Raw genomic sequence first — 16,501 nt, 5'->3', positions numbered from 1 at the left:
CCTCGCGCCCTTCTCTACCACTCAGTCCAACAGGCTAAGATGTAGTGGCTCAGGAAAATACGCGAAGCCCTCTCCCGCTATGCCAACGTGCCCGTAGCCCGGCCATGGGAAGTGGTAGGACATGAAGGGTATTCTATTGGAGGCCAGCATTTTCAGAATGCGCACACGCGATTGAGCTGACAGTTTGGGATCGGTATCGAACGCAAATTCCATCAAAGGCTTTTCGAACAGAAGCACAGGATGATGAGTGAGGTCGCCGCCATAGCACATTGTCTTTCCTGCTGACTCAATCATAAAGCAGCTATGGCCGAGTGTGTGTCCAGGAGCGCTAATGGCATGAATACCAGGAAGAAACTCTTGTTCGTCCTGGAAAAAAACCATGCGGTCCCGCACGGGTTTGAGGTTGTGGATCGCGGCTTTAACTAGACCGTTGAGATCGCCTCCAAGTTTTTTCTCGTCGGTCCAGAAATCGTAGTCGGTTTGGCTGATGTACACCTGGGCATTTGGAAACGTTGGTTTCCCGTCGTCGCCCCAGATTCCGCCGACGTGGTCCCAATGAGCATGCGAACAGACGACAGCGTCAATATCTTCCAGCGCAATATTCGCGGCGGCCAAGCAAGACTTGAGACGGCCAGTCGTCGGGCCAAATTGCTTAAGCGATCCCATCCCCGTGTCGAACAAAATCAGCTTGCCACCGATGTTTACGACAGGTGCGTTCTGAGCGAGAACGACCTCATCCGTGGGCAGGAAGCTGTGGTTTAGCATGGATCTTATCTCGTCGGCAGGGACGCCGAGAAAGCTTTGTGTCGGGTCGCCGAGCGGAAGTGGGCCGTCTGATACGATGGTTACCTGGGCGTCCCCAATGGCAAATCGATAAAAGTCCGGAGCTTGTGCCCCGGAAACGGGGCTCGCCCCAGCGTGAGCCGCTACACTGTTCGCACCCAAAACGGCTCCACTCAAAGCAGCTCCCCCTGCCAATAGTAAGTTGCGGCGGTCGATCTCGAAACGTTCATTTCCCATTTCACTCCTCCCCATTTGTAAAAATGCGTCTGCAGACCGCGCTTGTCTTGCGACGGATTTCGGCTTTGTCTGCATCGGAAAGGTATCAAGTGGCAGGTCTAGGACAATTGAATTGCAAGTCCATTTCAATGAGCATCGCTCAACAAATGATCTCGCTCCGACCTGCGATTCATCAATCGAAACAACCGGTTTCGGGGTACCGCGTTGGTCCGGCCATCAGATCTCGTTGGCTTTCGGTGAGTTCGAAAGAACTCTTGGCTCCCTGACTGCGGGACGCGGCTCGCATCCGAATATCGGCAAGATTATCGTGGATCGCCTTGGCTGCCTCATTGTTATGTGAGTGGCTCTGCGTCAGGTCGCCAACGGTGTTCATTAAGCGCTCGGAGGATAGATGTTACCTCTTCCCTCGAAGAGCGCACCGCTCCTGAGGAAGAAGCCACGGAAAACCGCGAGGACGTAACGATCTTCGGGTGGGCGCTACATTTCTTCCCGGGCATATTGCGGAGCCAGCAGCATGCTTCTGAAGCGCGTTGCCAGCCCGGCATTCCGCCTTATCCGACATGGTTACGACCGTAGAATGGCCGACTTCTCTACCGGCCGCCTACGGTCGCACGTCATAGGAAGCCGATCGAGATCCAGGGCACCGCTGCGACGATCGCAAGCCCGAGAAGCAGGGCGATCATGTACCCCCACAGCGGCTTTATGCCTTCCACCGGGTTCACACGGCCGATTGCACAGGCGGCATAATAACCGACGCCGAACGGCGGGAGGAACAAGCCCACTCCCATGGCGAGAATGACCACGATCGAATAGTGCACGTCGTGGATCCCTAATCCCTTGGCGATCGGAAATACCAGGGGTGCGAACAGAACCACCGCGGGAATGCCTTCCAGCACGCTACCGAGCACAATGAACGCGACGATCGACACGATCATAAAGATCGGCGCTCCTCCGGGTAGACCCGCCATCGTCTGAACCAGCCCACGCGAAAAACCCGATTGAGTCAGGCACCAGGCCACAGCCGTTGCCGCCGCGATGATGAAAAGGATGGCTCCGGACAAGACCGCCGTTTCCACCAGCATCGGACCCACCCGCTTCCAGTCGAACCGGCGGTAAATGAGGAGGCCTGCCAGCAGCGAGTAGGCAATGCCGATTGTCGAGACTTCCGTGGCGGTAGCAACGCCTTCGACAACCGCTGTACGGATGATAAAAGGTAGGGCCAAAGCCGGAAGCGCAATCAGGAATGTGCGAAAGATCTCCCTGGCTGGCGGCTTGCGAAAACCCGACATGTCCTCGTTGCGATAGCGCCACCAGACGACAACGCAAAGCATCAATCCGCAGACGAACGCCGGCAAAAGACCGCCTATGAACAGGGCCGAAATCGATACGCTCGTAACCGATCCGATGGTGATCAATACGAGGCTCGGCGGGATCGTCTCCGTCTGCGCACCCGTAGCCGCAAGCAGGGCCACGAGATCGCCGGGCTTTGATCCTCTCGCTTTCATCTCCGGGAACAGTGCCGGGGCGACAGCAGCCATGTCGGCGGTCTTCGAACCCGATATCCCAGACACCAGATACATTGCCGCGACGAGGACGTAACACAGGCCGCCTCTGACATGTCCGAGCAAGGACGCCAGGAAGTTCAGCATCGCTTTTGCCATGCCCGTAACCTCCATCAGCATACCCAGCAGCACGAACAGCGGGACCGCTAGGAGGAGAAGATGCGACATTCCCTCATCAAGCCGACCCGCGATCACGCTTATCGGACGGCTCGTACCCAGAGCCACATAACTGATGGCAGCGAGAGCGAACACGAACGCGATTGGTACGCCGCTCAGCACACCTAGTGCGATGAAGACTACGAAGAAAAGCACGAGGTTCCAGTTGCCCATCGCCATGATCAACGGTTTCGCCGCAATCGCCAACCCTATCAAGCATGCGGCTACAAGGACTCCGATCAGGAAATCGCTCAGCCTGATGCGCTGAAGGGCATTGGTCACGCCAAGGATAAGCATCAGGCCAAGTCCGATCGGAAGACCAAACGAACGCCATGCGACCGAAACTTCCATCGCGGGAGTGACGACCGGAACTTCATGAAGAGCGTAGACCGTGGCCTTGGGCAGAAGAAGCACGCAGACCGAAAGGCAAAAGACAAGTGCAGCCACCTCCAGTCTTGCCCTTACGACGGGCGGCATCGCGTCCGCGATAACGCCCATCCTCATGTGCTGTCCGCGGTGAAAAGCGAGGACCGCGCCCACGATCGAAAGCCAGAGGAACAACATGGAGGCGAGCTCGTCCGACCAGATGAGCGGCTCGCCCCATGCATAGCGGGCGAAGACGCCCGCCGACAGCACGAGTACCTCGACGACAACAAGTGCTGCGGCGATCAATTCAATCAGGCGCACCACGCCCGCTTCAGCTTTGGCCAGGACTGGCCACGCGCCGATCACCGGGGGGCTGACATTTTCAGAAGTAGCCATGTCAACGCCTCAGATCAATTTGCCCGAGGTAGACTCCAGCAACGCCCATGCTTCCTCGCCAAAACGCCCCTTCCAATCGGAATAGAACGACGAAGCTTGCAGCGTCGCGCGGAACTTGGAAACATCGACGTCGATAAATTCAAGACCCTTGCTCGTCAGCTCTGCCTGGAGTTCGGAATTCAGCTTTTCGACATCAGCGCGTTGCACGATAGCCGACCGATTGATCTCGGTGACGACAATGTCACGCAAGTCCTCAGGCAGCATCTCGAAGTTGTCCCGATTGGCGAGAATCCAGAAGCCGTCCCACATATGGTTGGTCCGGGAGAGATACTTTTGAACCTCGTACATCTTGGCAAAGTAAATGCCAGCGAGCGGGTTTTCGAGACCGTCGGCGACGTGGGTCTGGAGTGCGGAATAAGTTTCGCCCCATGGAATCGACGTCGGCGCGGCGCCGAGAGACTTGAAAAGCGATGTCCAGAGCGGCGCAGGAGGGACGCGGATCTTGAAGCCCTTGAGGTCCTCGGGCGACTTGATCGGTTTCCCGATCGAGGTCGTCTGCCGAAAGCCGTTGTCCCACATCTTCTCGAAGGCGATCAGGTTGACCTTCTCAAAAGCCGTCCGGATGCTCCGGCCGAGCTCACCATCCACCGACTTCCACACCTGCGCGTAGTCGGGGTAGGCAAATCCTACACCGGTGATGGCCGCCGGCGGGACGAGTGTCGCTGCGATGAGGCCTGTCTGCGCAAGAAGGTCCAGGCCACCTGATCGAAGCTGGCTGAGCATATCAGCATCGGTGCCGAGCTGGCTCGCGGGGAACACTTGAATGCTCACGCGGCCGTCTGTCTGCTGGCTGATCTTGTCGGAAGCCTCGGTCATCCGCGTGTTGAGCGGATGATCAACCGGCATGATGTTGGCGAATTTAAACGAGAATTCAGGCGAACTCGCACGCATGATGCGCGGTGCCGCAAGCGCGGCGGTCATCGCCACGGAACTCATAATAAGGGTACGGCGATTCATTCTGATCATTGGTTCCTCCTCTAACCGTGTTGATCTATGTCGATGTTTTTAGGAGCCTCCAGCGCAGGCGCTCTCCTCGTAAGCGTCCTCAGTTTCGTGCAGGTTGCTTAGACCTTGGACTGATGTCGCTGAAGCCGGAAGCCTCCCACTGTGCGGCTGGACGTAAATTAGGCGCTTGCGCCAAACGTCCGCAAATGAATTGCCTCCGGCCAATGGTGAGTTGAACTCAGGCGAGTTCGGCGTGACCCGCGATGGAGGCAAAGTTTTTCTGGGAGAACGCGCCAGGCAACATGAATCCAGGTCACATGTTTTTTGCGCAAACTCTTTTGATGTGGAGGAAGCCGCCATGCTAACCGCTTTGCATGCGAGCATGGCACTCCGGTGGGATGTGCCGGCCTATGACGTGCCAGTATCGCGGAGGAGACCGGAATTGCACCAAGCTTTAGAAACAAAGCCGAGCCCGGCACGAGGACCGGGAAAACCGACAATCGGTTTTATCGGTCTCGGCTCGATGGGATTGCCGATGGCGTCGCATCTCCTAAAAAGCGGCTTCAGGGTCAAGGGGTTTGACATCTCGGAGAATGCTCTAAGAAGCTTCGCTGACAGTGGCGGGACTGCCTATCCAGACGCTACAGAAGCGGCCAGCGAGACCGACGTCTTGATGTTGATGGTAGTCAACATCGACCAGGCGCACCAAGCCCTCTTCGAACGGGGCGCCCTGGCAAATTCAACCAGGGCCAGCGTCGTCGTCCTGATGTCAACATGCCCTCCCGGCGAGGTTGAACAGCTCGCCGAGGCCGTTATTGCTCGCGGTCACCGGTTTCTGGATGCGCCTGTTTCCGGCGGCGTCGCCGGAGCGCGCGACGCGTCGCTCTCCATCATGGTGGCTGGTGACAGGCAAACCTATGAGATGAGCCGCAATCTTTTCGACGTGCTCGGCTCCAAGATCTATTATCTCGGAGAGCGGCCTGGCCAGGCATCGGTTGCCAAAGCAGTCAACCAGTTGCTGTGCGGCGTACACTTGGCGGCAGCGGCTGAGGCGCTGTCGCTCGCCGAAAGGGCTGGCCTCGACACCTCAACGGTACTCGAGATCGTGTCCGGCTCGGCGGCCGCCAGCTGGATGCTCAACGATCGTGGCCAGCGGATGCTTCTGGAAGACCCTGAGGTAACGAGCGCGGTAGACATTTTTGTGAAAGATCTCGGTATCGTGCTTGCCGCCGGCTCCTCTGCCAGGGCCGCCCTGCCGCTCGCCTCCGTTGCGCATCAGTTCTTCCTTGCCGCGTCTGGGCAGGGGTCAGGCTCGGCAGATGACAGTCAGGTCATTCGTGCGTATCGGGGAATGACCGCGGGCCAGAAGGAGGCAAAAAAGTGAGTGCCGAGATCAAAAGCAATTACGCGCGACTGTCCGGTATCACCATGCACTACCTGACCGCAGGATCCGGTGAGCCGCTGGTTCTCCTTCACGGGGTGCCGCAGAGTTCGCACGAATGGCGGCACGTGATCCCCTTCCTCGCGGACAAGTACGCGATCATCGCGCCGGACCTGCGGGGCCTCGGCGACACTTCCCGGCCCGCCGATGGGTACGACAAGAAAACGATTGCCGAGGACGTGTGGGAGCTTCTTTCTGAACATCTGAAGATCGATCGCTTCAATCTTGTGGGACACGACTGGGGCGGCCCGGTGGCGTTTGCCCTGGCCGCGCAGCACCGGGGGGCTGTTAGCAAGCTCGCGATCCTGGACGTTACCATTCCTGGCGATGGAGCGGACATGTCGCAAGGCGGCCGCCGTTGGCACCACCCTTTCTTCAGGACGCCGGATTTGCCGGAAGCGATGTTCGGCGGTCGCGAGCATATCTATCTGGAATGGTTGTTTGACAATTACGGCAGCCGGGCAAACGTGCTATCTCAGGAAGACAAGAATGAGTATTTCCGTACCTACCTGAAACCGGGTGGCCTGCGCACACTTCTCGCCTATTATCGGGGCTTTCCAACCGACGTCAAAGACAACGAGTTATTCCTCGAGAGGGATGGCAAGCTCGAAATGCCGGTCCTCGCCCTGGGCGGAGACAGTGGTTTTGGCCGCGGCATGGAGACGATGGAATCACTGCAGCGGGTGGCAAGTGACGTTCGAGGCGGATTGATCCCGGGCTCGGGTCACTGGGTTGCGGAAGAAGCTCCCGAATTCATAGCGAACGAACTCGGGAAATTCTTCGGCTAAACCACTGCCTGACGTCGGGGATGCGCGTCTGATCCACCAGTCGCGCATCACCGACCCTGATTGCGCATAACTCACCTCCCGCCGACGTCGATCTCACTCGCAGAAACCGCGTCGCCAGCCAGGGTCTCTTCGATCCAACGTTTGAACAGAGCGATCTTTGGCGTTCTTGCCCTGGACCGTAAGTACACGAGACTATGGCAATTGATGCTGGGGCCTTCCAGGCCAAACGGCGCAACGAGCCTCCCGCTTTTCAGATCTTGCCGGACGAGTATGAGGCTTTCCAGGCAAACGCCAAGTCCATCCGCGGCCGCATTGATGGACATGAAAGATCTATCGAAACGCAGCCCCCGATCCATGTTGAGCCTCACACCGTGGTCGTCGGCCCAATCCTGCCAGCGATAGAGGTTCACTTCGGAGTGGATGAGCGGAAATCTGGCGAGATCCTGCGGTGAGCGTATTCCGTTTGCGCCCTCGACCAACGATGGGGCGCACAGGACCACTATTGGCTCGGGCGGGAAGGGCTCGACGGCGATGCCAACCTCCACGGGCTGCGTTCCGTAGCGGATGTCTATATCGACGTTGCCGGTCCTGAGCTCGGCCGGGTCACCAGAAGCGTGCAGTCGAAGATCGATCTCCGGATAGCGGGCGCTAAACCGGGCGAGGCGAGGCATGAGCCACTGCGAAGCGAGACTGACAACCGAATGGATATTCAGAATGTCACTTTTGCCCTTCTTCGTGAAATTGCGCGTGGCGCTCTCGATCCTTCGAAAGGAGGCGCTGATCTCTTCAGCGTAAGCCCTTCCCGCGTCAGTCAGCATGATTGAACGCCCGGAGCGATGAAATAAAGCAATTCCGAGCTCCGAATCCAGCGCGGCCATTTGATGGCTCACGGCCGAGGGGCTGATGCTCAGTTCCTCGGCGGCTTTTCCAAAAGATCCAAGACGTGCGACAGCTTCCAACACCTGTAGCGATCGCAGCGAAGGAAACTCCAACGCGCTCATCACCCCTCCTCCCCGTTTATGCGTGCCTCGCCACCTTTCTTACTTGAGACATTCAGTACGCTGGAGGACGCCCTTCCTCTATATTCCATGAGGAAATTTAACGCAAATGATGCATTTGTTGAGATGCATTCATGCATTGACCGATGGAATTCGCTTGTCCGGATGAAGCGTTTTTAACACTTTGCCCTTCGGAACGGCCTTTGCGCCGTTCTTTGCTAAGGGAGGAATGCATGGCTGAACGGGTGATCTCCGTGTCCGGCGCGCCGTACGACGGGCATAGCAGAGAGGCCGCACTGGAGAGCGCGGCAACCCTCGGGTTCACCCATTTCGAGCCGGCCTTTATCGTTGGATATACAGAACCCTTCGATGAGACCGCCTTCACACCTTCCGAGATGAACAGTTGGCGCAGCGCGCTTAGGTCTTCGGGGCTCTTGTGTCATGCAATGTCGTCGCACATCGACCTCGGTTTCGAAGATTCGGTCGAAGTGTTCACGGGCCGCATGGCATTCGCCGCGGCGATTGGAGCCAAAGTTATTGCGACCAACGCGGCCGCCCGACAAAGAGAGGCAACATTCCGTCGCAACGTCGAAACCATACTGAGAAGAGCGGAAGCCTTTGATATCATCGTTGGCCTGGAAAACCCAGGAGACGGCAGCGATAGCCTGATCAACACCGCGCGGGACGGTATTTCTCTTGTTGAGGAATTCGGATCGCCCTTTCTAAAGCTAAATTACGACGCTGCAAACACGGCGTCACATCGACCGGACATGGACGATCTCGCAGGTGATGGAATCCTGGCGCTGCCGGAATCGGCGCACGCCCATATCAAGGATGTCCGTGAAACCGACGAAGGTTGGTTTTTCTGCGATATCGGCGACGGCAAGGTCGGGTGCGAGCGCCTCCTGGCTGCAATCGCAAAGCTCGACAGCCTCCCGGTCAGTATTGAACTTCCCTTGAGACTGCATCGCAATCGGCAGGCGCAGCCCGTTCGCCGCCAAGATCCCGTGCCGCTGTCAACGATCGAGGACTCGCTGGGTCGGTCGCTCAAGGTCGTCCGGCGAGCGCTCAACCACAATCAATGACCGTGTCTGGAGGAGGACGCAGTGCAACGTTTTGTAAACAACCGCGATGAGGTCGTGGAAGATACCATCAGGGGCTTTGTGAAGGCACACCGAGACATCGTGCGCCTCGCCGAAAACCAACGCGTGGTGACGGCGATTGACCGGCCCGCGCAAGGAAAAGTGGGTGTCGTAACTGGAGGTGGCTCCGGACACGAGCCTGCCTTCATTGGCTATATAGGCCGCAACATGCTCGACGCGGTCGCGGTCGGCGAGCTGTTTTCGTCGCCAACGGCAAAGAGCTTTCATGATGCCATACGCGAAGCGAATGGTGGAAACGGCGTCGTTGTCCTCTACGGAAATTATGCCGGAGACAACATGAACGTGAAAATGGCGATGAAACTCGCCGCGAAGGACGGCATCGAGGTTGCCACGGTGGTTGCGAACGATGACGTGTGCTCCGCCTCCGCCGAGGAGCGGGAGAAGCGCCGAGGCGTTGCCGGAGAGATCTTCATGTGGAAGGTCGGCGGAGCGAAAGCGTCGATGGGCGCCAGCCTATCCGAGGTTCGTGACGCAGCGCAGAAGGCCATCGACAATTGCCGCTCGGTCGGTGTCGGATTGGGGCCGTGCACTCTTCCAGCGGTCGGACATCCGAACTTCCAGATCGAGCCTGGCACCATTGAAGTCGGTATCGGCCATCACGGCGAGCCGGGCGTGCGAGTAGAAGCGCTCAAGAGCGCATCAGAGGTCGCCAAGGATATGTGCCAGATCGTGCTGGATGATCATGATCTCGGCTCGGGGACAGAAGTGGCCGTACTGGTATCTGGCCTTGGCGCGACACCGCTGAACGAACTTTACATTCTCTTCGACACAGTCGAGGAGGAAATCTCCGGCCGCGGCCTCAGGATCCACAAAGCGTATGTTGGTAACTACTTCACGTCTCTTGAGATGGTTGGAGCGACTTTGACGGTCATGGCGCTCGATGAAGAGCTAAAGTCGCTACTGGAGGTCGAGGTTCGCTGCGCGGCGACGCTTTAAGGAGGGAACAATGCAAAAAATGAATAACGCGGCAGCCGGAGAAATCGTAGTCTCCATGGCAAGAGCGATCATCGATAACCGCGCCTACCTCAGCGAGATCGACGGCAAGATTGGCGACGGCGATCACGGAATAAATATGGCGAAAGGTTTCGGTTTAGTGGCCGACCGGATACGCGGCAAGGAGCTATCGCTCGCAAAAGCGCTTGAGACCCTCGGAACAGTCCTGATGACCGAGATCGGCGGATCTATGGGTCCGCTTTACGGTGTGATGTTCACCGAGTTTGCCCAGCAGATCGATCAGGTCGACCAGATCGACAACAAGACGTTCAGCCGAATGCTGCATGCTGGCTTGACGGGTATTCAACAAATTGGTTCGGCCAAAGTCGGCGACAAGACATTGCTTGACACGTTGGTGCCTGCTGTTGAAGCTTTTGACAATGCGACATCAGAAGGGAAATCCTTCGACGAGGCATTGGAACTCCTCGTTGCGGCAGCCGAAAGTGGCCGCGATTCGACGGTGAACTTGATCGCGCGGATCGGCCGAGCCAGCAGGCTGGGCGAACGATCGCTCGGCGTGCTGGATGCTGGTGCGACGTCTTGCGCGCTGATCCTCAAGGTGTTGTCTGAGGGAACCCGTAATAGGCTTCCTGACCGGCTCGGTGACGTCAGTGTTCTTCGCACTACGGATCGACGAGGCGATCCGCTATTTTCACGGCTATTGCGACCTTTCCGATAAAGCGTCCGTCGAGACCATGCGCCGTGCGATCATCGAGCACGAGAGCCGCCCGGTCCGGGCCATGACGCACGAGGAACGCCTCGAGCATATCTGGAGCAGCACGGCGGACGACTATCGCGGCTATGCGGGCGAGCGCTGGCCAGAGGCCTCACGCGGCAAGCGCACGGTGATGCTCTACGGCGGTAAAGGCGGCACTGTTCTGAAGCTGCTGGAAGACCTCAGCGACGACGAGATCGCCGCCAAGCTGCCAGTACAACTGCGCCACCTCCCCTCGCCGATCGCGGCTTGAGAGTTTCCGATTGCATCCGTGCGCGAAGCAATCGCGCTCGGCCCACGATAGCCGCGCAGCCCAGGTAGGCGGCCCCTCCACCCCTTCGCGTTCCTCGACTGTCGCTTGCGGCAGATCGATGACGCTCGCTCACAAGGAGCTTTCGATGAGCACCGATCCCTTCTCCCTTAATATGTTTGGCAGCAGCGCTTTGTCATCAGGACTTGGTCTTGGCGTCACGGCGTTCGGCGGTTTTGCCGCCAACGACGACGAGCCCGACCCGACCCCGCCGTCTCCTGCGCCGGCGCGGGCTCTGCCGGTGACCAACCGGCCGGTCCCCCGAAAGCAGGGGCAGCGCGCCAACTTCTATCTCGACGACGGCGACCGCGATCTCGCCGCGACCTGGAAGGAGCGGGCACGCATCAATGTCGCGGCCATCCTCACCGCCAACGAAATCGAGAAGATGAACCTGCCGGCGACCCCGGCCGCGCAGGCGAGGCTGATCCGCTTCACTGGTTTCGGCGCCGGCGAGCTTGCGAATGGCATGTTCCGGCGGCCGGGGGAAACCGATTTCCGAACGGGTTGGGACGATCTCGGTAGCTCACTGGAAACAGCGATCAGCGAGGGCGAATATGCGTCCCTTGCCCGTTGCACCCAATATGCCCACTTCACCCCCGAATTCATTATCCGGGCAATCTGGAATGGCTTGCAGCGCCTTGGCTGGCGCGGCGGTCGCGTGCTGGAGCCGGGGATCGGAACAGGCCTGTTTCCGGCGCTGATGCCGAAACAGTATCGCGAACTGAGCTACGTCACCGGTATCGAGCTCGATCCCGTCACGGCCCGCATCGCGCGCCTGCTGCAGCCGAAGGCGCGCATCATCAACGGCGATTTCGCGCGTACCGACCTCAATGCGATCTACGATCTTGCCATCGGCAACCCGCCCTTCTCCGATCGGACGGTTCGCTCCGACCGGCAATATCGTTCGCTCGGTCTTCGGCTGCACGATTACTTCATCGCCCGATCGATCGATCTCCTGAAACCCGGTGCCCTGGCCGCCTTCGTCACCAGCGCCGGCACAATGGACAAGGCAGAGGGCACCGCACGCGAACACATTGCCAAGTCCGCAGACCTGATCGCCGCGATCCGACTGCCCGAAGGCAGTTTTCGGCGTGACGCAGGGACCGACGTCGTGGTCGATATCCTCTTCTTCCGCAAGCGCAACGCAGGTGAACCGGAAGGCGACCTTTCGTGGCTCGACCTGGAAGGGGTCCGGCCGGCTGCCGAGGACGAGGGGGCGATCCGCGTGAACAGGTGGTTCGCGCAGCATCCGGAGTTCGTGCTCGGCGATCATGCCCTGACCTCCGGCCCCTTCGGGGAGACCTATACGTGCCGGTCACGTGCTGGCGAGGGGCTCGACGCGGCGCTGACAGCAGCCATCGCGCTTCTTCCGGAAGGCCTTTATGACGGCGAGCCGACCGCCATTGACATTGATCTGGAGGATGAGCTTGCCGAGATCGTCGATCTCAGTCCCGACAATGCCAAGGTGCGCGAAGGCAGCTATTTTGTCGACGTCAGACATGGTCTCATGCAGGTTGTCGACGGCGAGCCTGTTCCGGTTCACGTGCGCAAGGCCCGCAGCGGCGAGGGAATTTCGGAAAAGCATGTCCGGATCATTCGCAAACTGATCCCGATCCGTGATGCCGTGCGCGACGTCCTGAAAGCCCAGGAACTGGACCGGCCGTGGCGCGAGCTGCAGGTACGGCTGCGCATCGCCTGGTCGAACTTCGTGCGCGATTTCGGCCCGATCAACCACACCACTGTCTCGATCATCGAGGATGAGACGACGGGCGAGGTTCGTGAGAACCATCGCCAGCCGAACCTTCTGCCATTTCGCGACGATCCGGACTGCTGGCTGGTCGCCTCCATCGAGGACTATGACCTCGAAACCGACACGGCCAGGCCCGGGCCGATTTTCTCAGAACGCGTCATCGCGCCCCCTTCCCCGCCCGTCATCACCTCCGCCGCCGATGCCTTGGCCGTCGTCCTCAACGACCGCGGACGCATCGACCTCGATCATATTGCCGAACTTCTTCATTGCGACACGGATGCGGCTCTCAATGCGCTTGGCGATACTATTTTCCGCGATCGCGCCGACGGCTCCTGGCAAACCTCCGATGCTTATCTCTCCGGGGCCGTGCGCACCAAACTTGCTGCCGCGGCAGCTGCGGCCGAGCTCGATCCCGCTTATGAGCGCAATGTCCGTGCGCTTCAGGCGGTGCAGCCGGCTGATCTCCGCCCGTCTGATATCACCGCCCGGCTGGGCGCACCCTGGATTCCGGCCGCTGATATCGTCGACTTCGTGCACGAGACGATGGGCGCCGAGATCAGGATCCATCACATGCCGGAACTCGGCTCTTGGACAGTCGAGGGGCGGCAACTTGGTTGGACGGCAGCCGGTACATCCGAATGGGGCACTGACCGCCGGCATGCCGGTGAGTTACTCGCCGATGCACTAAACAGCCGCGTGCCGCAGATTTTCGACGTGTTCAAGGACGCCGACGGTGAGCGGCGCGTTCTGAACGTCATCGACACCGAGGCCGCCCGCGACAAGCTCCAGAAGATCAAGCAAGCGTTCCAGAACTGGGTCTGGACCGATCCCGATCGCACCGACCGGCTGGCGCGGGTCTATAACGATCGCTTCAACAACATCGCCCCACGAAAATTCGACGGCTCGCACCTGAAACTTCCCGGCGCCTCTGGCGCCCTTGTTCTTTATGGGCACCAGAAGCGCGGCATCTGGCGCATCATCTCGTCGGGATCGACATATCTCGCCCACGCCGTCGGCGCCGGCAAGACGATGACCATGGCAGCCGCCATCATGGAACAGCGCCGGCTCGGTCTTATTGCCAAGGCGATGCTGGTCGTACCCGGCCATTGCCTGGCGCAGGCGGGGCGGGAGTTCCTGGCGCTTTATCCAAACGCCCGCATTCTCGTTGCCGACGAGACGAATTTTTCGAAGGACAAACGCGCTCGGTTCCTGTCACGCGCGGCGACCGCCACGTGGGACGCGATTATCATCACGCATTCGGCATTCCGGTTCATAGCCGTGCCGTCGAGTTTCGAGCAACAGATGATCCAGGATGAGCTCGAGCTCTACGAGGATCTGCTGACCAAGGTCGACAGTGAGGATCGCGTGTCGCGCAAGAGGCTCGAGCGGCTCAAGGAAGGCTTGAAGGAACGACTGGAGGCGTTGTCCACCCGCAAGGACGACCTGCTGACCATCTCGGAGATCGGCGTCGACCAGATCATCGTCGATGAGGCGCAGGAATTCAGAAAACTTTCCTTCGCCACCAACATGTCGACCTTGAAAGGCATCGATCCGAACGGATCGCAGCGTGCCTGGGACCTCTACGTCAAGTCTCGCTTCATCGAGACGAAGAACCCTGGCCGGGCTTTGGTTCTGGCGTCCGGCACGCCGATCACCAATACGCTTGGCGAGATGTTCTCGCTCCAACGCCTGCTCGGGCATGCGGCCCTCGCCGAACGCGGGCTGCATGAATTCGACGCCTGGGCCTCGACCTTCGGTGATACGACGGCGGAACTGGAGATCCAGCCATCAGGCAAATACAAGCCCGTCAGCCGTTTTGCTTCCTTCGTCAACGTCCCGGAACTGATCGCCATGTTCCGCAGCTTCGCCGACGTGGTGATGCCTGAGGATCTCCGCGACTACGTCAAGGTGCCTGATATCTCGACCGGCCGCCGGCAGATCCTGACGGCCAAGCCGACACAGGCCTTCAAGAATTACCAGACGATCCTCGATGCCCGTATCAAGGCGATCGAGATGCGCGAGGGACCGGCGCAGCCCGGCGACGACATCCTGCTCTCCGTCATCACCGACGGTCGCCATGCCGCCATAGATCTCCGCCTGGTCGACGCGGACAATGACAACGAACCGGACAACAAGCTCAACATGCTGGTCCAGAACGCTTTCCGCATCTGGCAGGAGACCGCGCAAAGCACGTATCTCCGCCCCGACGGCAAGCCTTTCGATCTGCCGGGTGCGGCGCAGATGATCTTTTCGGATCTCGGCACCATCAATGTCGAGAAAAGCAGGGGCTTTTCCGCCTACCGCTGGATCAGGGACGAGCTCGTCCGCATGGGCGTTCCGGCATCCGAGATCGCTTTCATGCAGGACTACAAGAAGTCGGAGGCGAAGCAGCGCCTGTTCGCCGACGTCCGTGCCGGCAAGATCCGCTTCCTGATCGGCTCGTCGGACACAATGGGTACCGGCGTCAATGCGCAGCTCCGTCTCAAGGCGCTGCATCATCTCGACGTCCCCTGGCTGCCTTCGCAGATCGAGCAGCGCGAGGGCCGGATCGTGCGTCAGGGCAATCAGCATGACGAGGTCGATATCTTCGCCTATGCCACCCAAGGTTCGCTAGATGCCTCGATGTGGCAAAACAACGAACGCAAGGCTCGCTTTATCGCGGCCGCTTTGTCCGGCGACACCTCGATCCGCCGGCTGGAGGATCTCGGTGAAGGGGCGGCCAATCAGTTCGGCATGGCCAAGGCGATTGCGAGTGGCGACGAACGCCTGATGCAGAAGGCAGGGCTGGAAGCCGATATCGCTCGCCTCGAACGGCTGCGCGCCGCCCATGACGACGACCAATATGCCGTGCGCCGGCAGATTCGTGACGCCGAACGCGATATCGAGATCTCGAAGCGGCGGATTGCGGAAATCGGCAAGGACATCGGGCGCCTCATTCCGACCGCGGCCGAAGCCTTTGCCATGACTGCCGTCGGCGAGGCTTTCAACGAACGGAAAGCCGCCGGTCGCGCCTTGATGAGGGAAATTCTCACTCTCGTTCAGCGCCAGCAGGAAGACGACAGCGTCATCGCCTCGGTCGGGGGCTTTGACCTCGTCTATTCCGGCGAGCGGTTCGGCAGGGACGATGGGTATCGCTACACGACCCTTCTCCAACGCACTGGAGCCGATTACGAAATCGATCTGCCGGTGACCGTGACGCCGCTTGGCGCTACCTCCCGCCTCGAGCACGCGCTCGACGGTTTTGACGAGGAGCAGGAACGCTATCGCCATCGCCTTCATGACGCCCAGCGGCGTCTCGCCTCCTACCGCTCGCGCGAGGGCGGCCTGTTTGCATTTTCCGAAGAACTCGCCGAGCAGCGCCGGCAACTACGAGACGTCGATCAGGCATTGGCAGCCGTGGCACGCGAGGAGGGTTTGGCCCACTCGGAAGCGGCCTGAGGTCTGACGCCATTTGCCTGACCTCCATCCGCGGATTTTGGAAGCGCTGCAGCATTCACATAGCTGCAGTGCACAAAAAGTGTTTTCCAAGTGGTCAAAATTCGAGCATAGTGCACACAGCTGATGCACATGGCGGCTTTCCTCCCAGTTCCGCCGCAGCAGCTGTTCCCCTCTGGAGGTTTATTGACCTTCACACTTCATGGGCCGCGGTTTCCGCTGGCCCATTTTTTATCTCCCATCTATCCCGATCGACATCCAGTCGCTTGCAAGCCGATGCGTTTTTGCAGGCCGGCGGCGTCAGCCGCCGAAATGAGAAGCAGGCAAGGGAGAAAAGGAGGAAGAGGGAGATGAACCGGTCGCAGAGCAGTCGGCTGGTCGCCGCTTCCGCTCAACCGCCGCC

The 16,501-nt window shown here is 59.5% G+C and carries 10 protein-coding genes and 1 pseudogene; 7 read left to right on the top strand and 4 right to left on the bottom strand.

Annotation, left to right across the window (positions count from 1 at the left end; all coding sequences use genetic code 11):
• Positions 1–21: 21 nt before the first annotated feature.
• The 3 genes from RHSP_RS32920 to RHSP_RS32905 form a co-directional block, all read right to left on the bottom strand.
• Positions 22–1,020 carry an MBL fold metallo-hydrolase gene (locus RHSP_RS32920; RefSeq protein ID WP_004130059.1) on the bottom strand — a complete coding sequence of 333 codons (999 nt, stop codon included), beginning with the start codon at positions 1,018–1,020 and terminating at the stop codon, positions 22–24.
• A gap of 614 nt (positions 1,021–1,634) precedes the next feature.
• Positions 1,635–3,500: a TRAP transporter large permease gene (locus tag RHSP_RS32910; RefSeq protein WP_004130056.1), complete on the bottom strand. Its 1,866-nt coding sequence runs from the start codon at positions 3,498–3,500 to the stop codon at positions 1,635–1,637.
• Between the two features lie 9 nt (positions 3,501–3,509).
• The gene (locus tag RHSP_RS32905) at positions 3,510–4,526 is read right to left on the bottom strand and encodes a TRAP transporter substrate-binding protein (protein WP_004130054.1); all 1,017 of its coding nucleotides are present in this window, start codon (positions 4,524–4,526) and stop codon (positions 3,510–3,512) included.
• A gap of 394 nt (positions 4,527–4,920) precedes the next feature.
• Between RHSP_RS32905 and RHSP_RS32900 the strand changes: the two genes are divergently transcribed.
• Positions 4,921–5,889 (top strand): NAD(P)-dependent oxidoreductase, encoded by a 969-nt coding sequence (locus tag RHSP_RS32900; RefSeq protein WP_015341921.1) that lies wholly within the window; start codon positions 4,921–4,923, stop codon positions 5,887–5,889.
• Positions 5,886–6,734: an alpha/beta fold hydrolase gene (locus RHSP_RS32895; RefSeq protein WP_004130049.1), complete on the top strand. Its 849-nt coding sequence runs from the start codon at positions 5,886–5,888 to the stop codon at positions 6,732–6,734. Before RHSP_RS32900 ends, RHSP_RS32895 begins: the two co-directional genes overlap by 4 nt.
• Before the next feature lie 71 nt (positions 6,735–6,805).
• On the opposite strand, the gene RHSP_RS32890 is transcribed toward RHSP_RS32895, so the two are convergent.
• Positions 6,806–7,735 carry a LysR substrate-binding domain-containing protein gene (locus RHSP_RS32890; RefSeq protein WP_004130046.1) on the bottom strand — a complete coding sequence of 310 codons (930 nt, stop codon included), beginning with the start codon at positions 7,733–7,735 and terminating at the stop codon, positions 6,806–6,808.
• 230 nt (positions 7,736–7,965) lie between these two features.
• Between RHSP_RS32890 and RHSP_RS32885 the strand changes: the two genes are divergently transcribed.
• From RHSP_RS32885 to RHSP_RS32865, 5 genes and pseudogenes are all read left to right on the top strand, one after another.
• On the top strand, positions 7,966–8,817 hold the full coding sequence (locus RHSP_RS32885) for a sugar phosphate isomerase/epimerase family protein (protein WP_004130031.1): 852 nt from the start codon (positions 7,966–7,968) through the stop codon (positions 8,815–8,817).
• A 21-nt stretch (positions 8,818–8,838) separates the two neighbouring features.
• The gene (locus tag RHSP_RS32880) at positions 8,839–9,831 is read left to right on the top strand and encodes a dihydroxyacetone kinase subunit DhaK (protein WP_004130028.1); all 993 of its coding nucleotides are present in this window, start codon (positions 8,839–8,841) and stop codon (positions 9,829–9,831) included.
• Between the two features lie 10 nt (positions 9,832–9,841).
• Positions 9,842–10,567: a dihydroxyacetone kinase subunit DhaL gene (gene dhaL, locus RHSP_RS32875; RefSeq protein WP_004130025.1), complete on the top strand. Its 726-nt coding sequence runs from the start codon at positions 9,842–9,844 to the stop codon at positions 10,565–10,567.
• Positions 10,476–10,856, top strand: a pseudogene (locus RHSP_RS32870) (DUF1419 domain-containing protein); the annotation flags it as partial. The gene dhaL and the pseudogene RHSP_RS32870, both read left to right, overlap by 92 nt.
• Positions 10,857–11,001: 145 nt before the next feature.
• Positions 11,002–16,101 (top strand): helicase-related protein, encoded by a 5,100-nt coding sequence (locus RHSP_RS32865; protein WP_004130020.1) that lies wholly within the window; start codon positions 11,002–11,004, stop codon positions 16,099–16,101.
• Positions 16,102–16,501 lie beyond the last annotated feature (400 nt).

It is taken from the genome of Rhizobium freirei PRF 81, from assembly GCF_000359745.1.
Taxonomy (GTDB): Bacteria; Pseudomonadota; Alphaproteobacteria; order Rhizobiales; family Rhizobiaceae; genus Rhizobium; species Rhizobium freirei.
This window is presented reverse-complemented; position numbering and strand designations above follow the sequence as displayed.

Excerpts from the sequence above, each read along its gene's own strand:
- RHSP_RS32920 (WP_004130059.1), bottom strand. The coding sequence starts at position 1,020 with ATGGGAAATGAACGTTTCGAGATCGACCGCCGCAACTTACTATTGGCA.
- RHSP_RS32910 (WP_004130056.1), bottom strand. The coding sequence starts at position 3,500 with ATGGCTACTTCTGAAAATGTCAGCCCCCCGGTGATCGGCGCGTGGCCA.
- RHSP_RS32905 (WP_004130054.1), bottom strand. The coding sequence starts at position 4,526 with ATGATCAGAATGAATCGCCGTACCCTTATTATGAGTTCCGTGGCGATG.
- RHSP_RS32890 (WP_004130046.1), bottom strand. The coding sequence starts at position 7,735 with ATGAGCGCGTTGGAGTTTCCTTCGCTGCGATCGCTACAGGTGTTGGAA.
- RHSP_RS32885 (WP_004130031.1), top strand. The coding sequence starts at position 7,966 with ATGGCTGAACGGGTGATCTCCGTGTCCGGCGCGCCGTACGACGGGCAT.
- dhaL (WP_004130025.1), top strand. The coding sequence starts at position 9,842 with ATGCAAAAAATGAATAACGCGGCAGCCGGAGAAATCGTAGTCTCCATG.
- RHSP_RS32865 (WP_004130020.1), top strand. The coding sequence starts at position 11,002 with ATGAGCACCGATCCCTTCTCCCTTAATATGTTTGGCAGCAGCGCTTTG.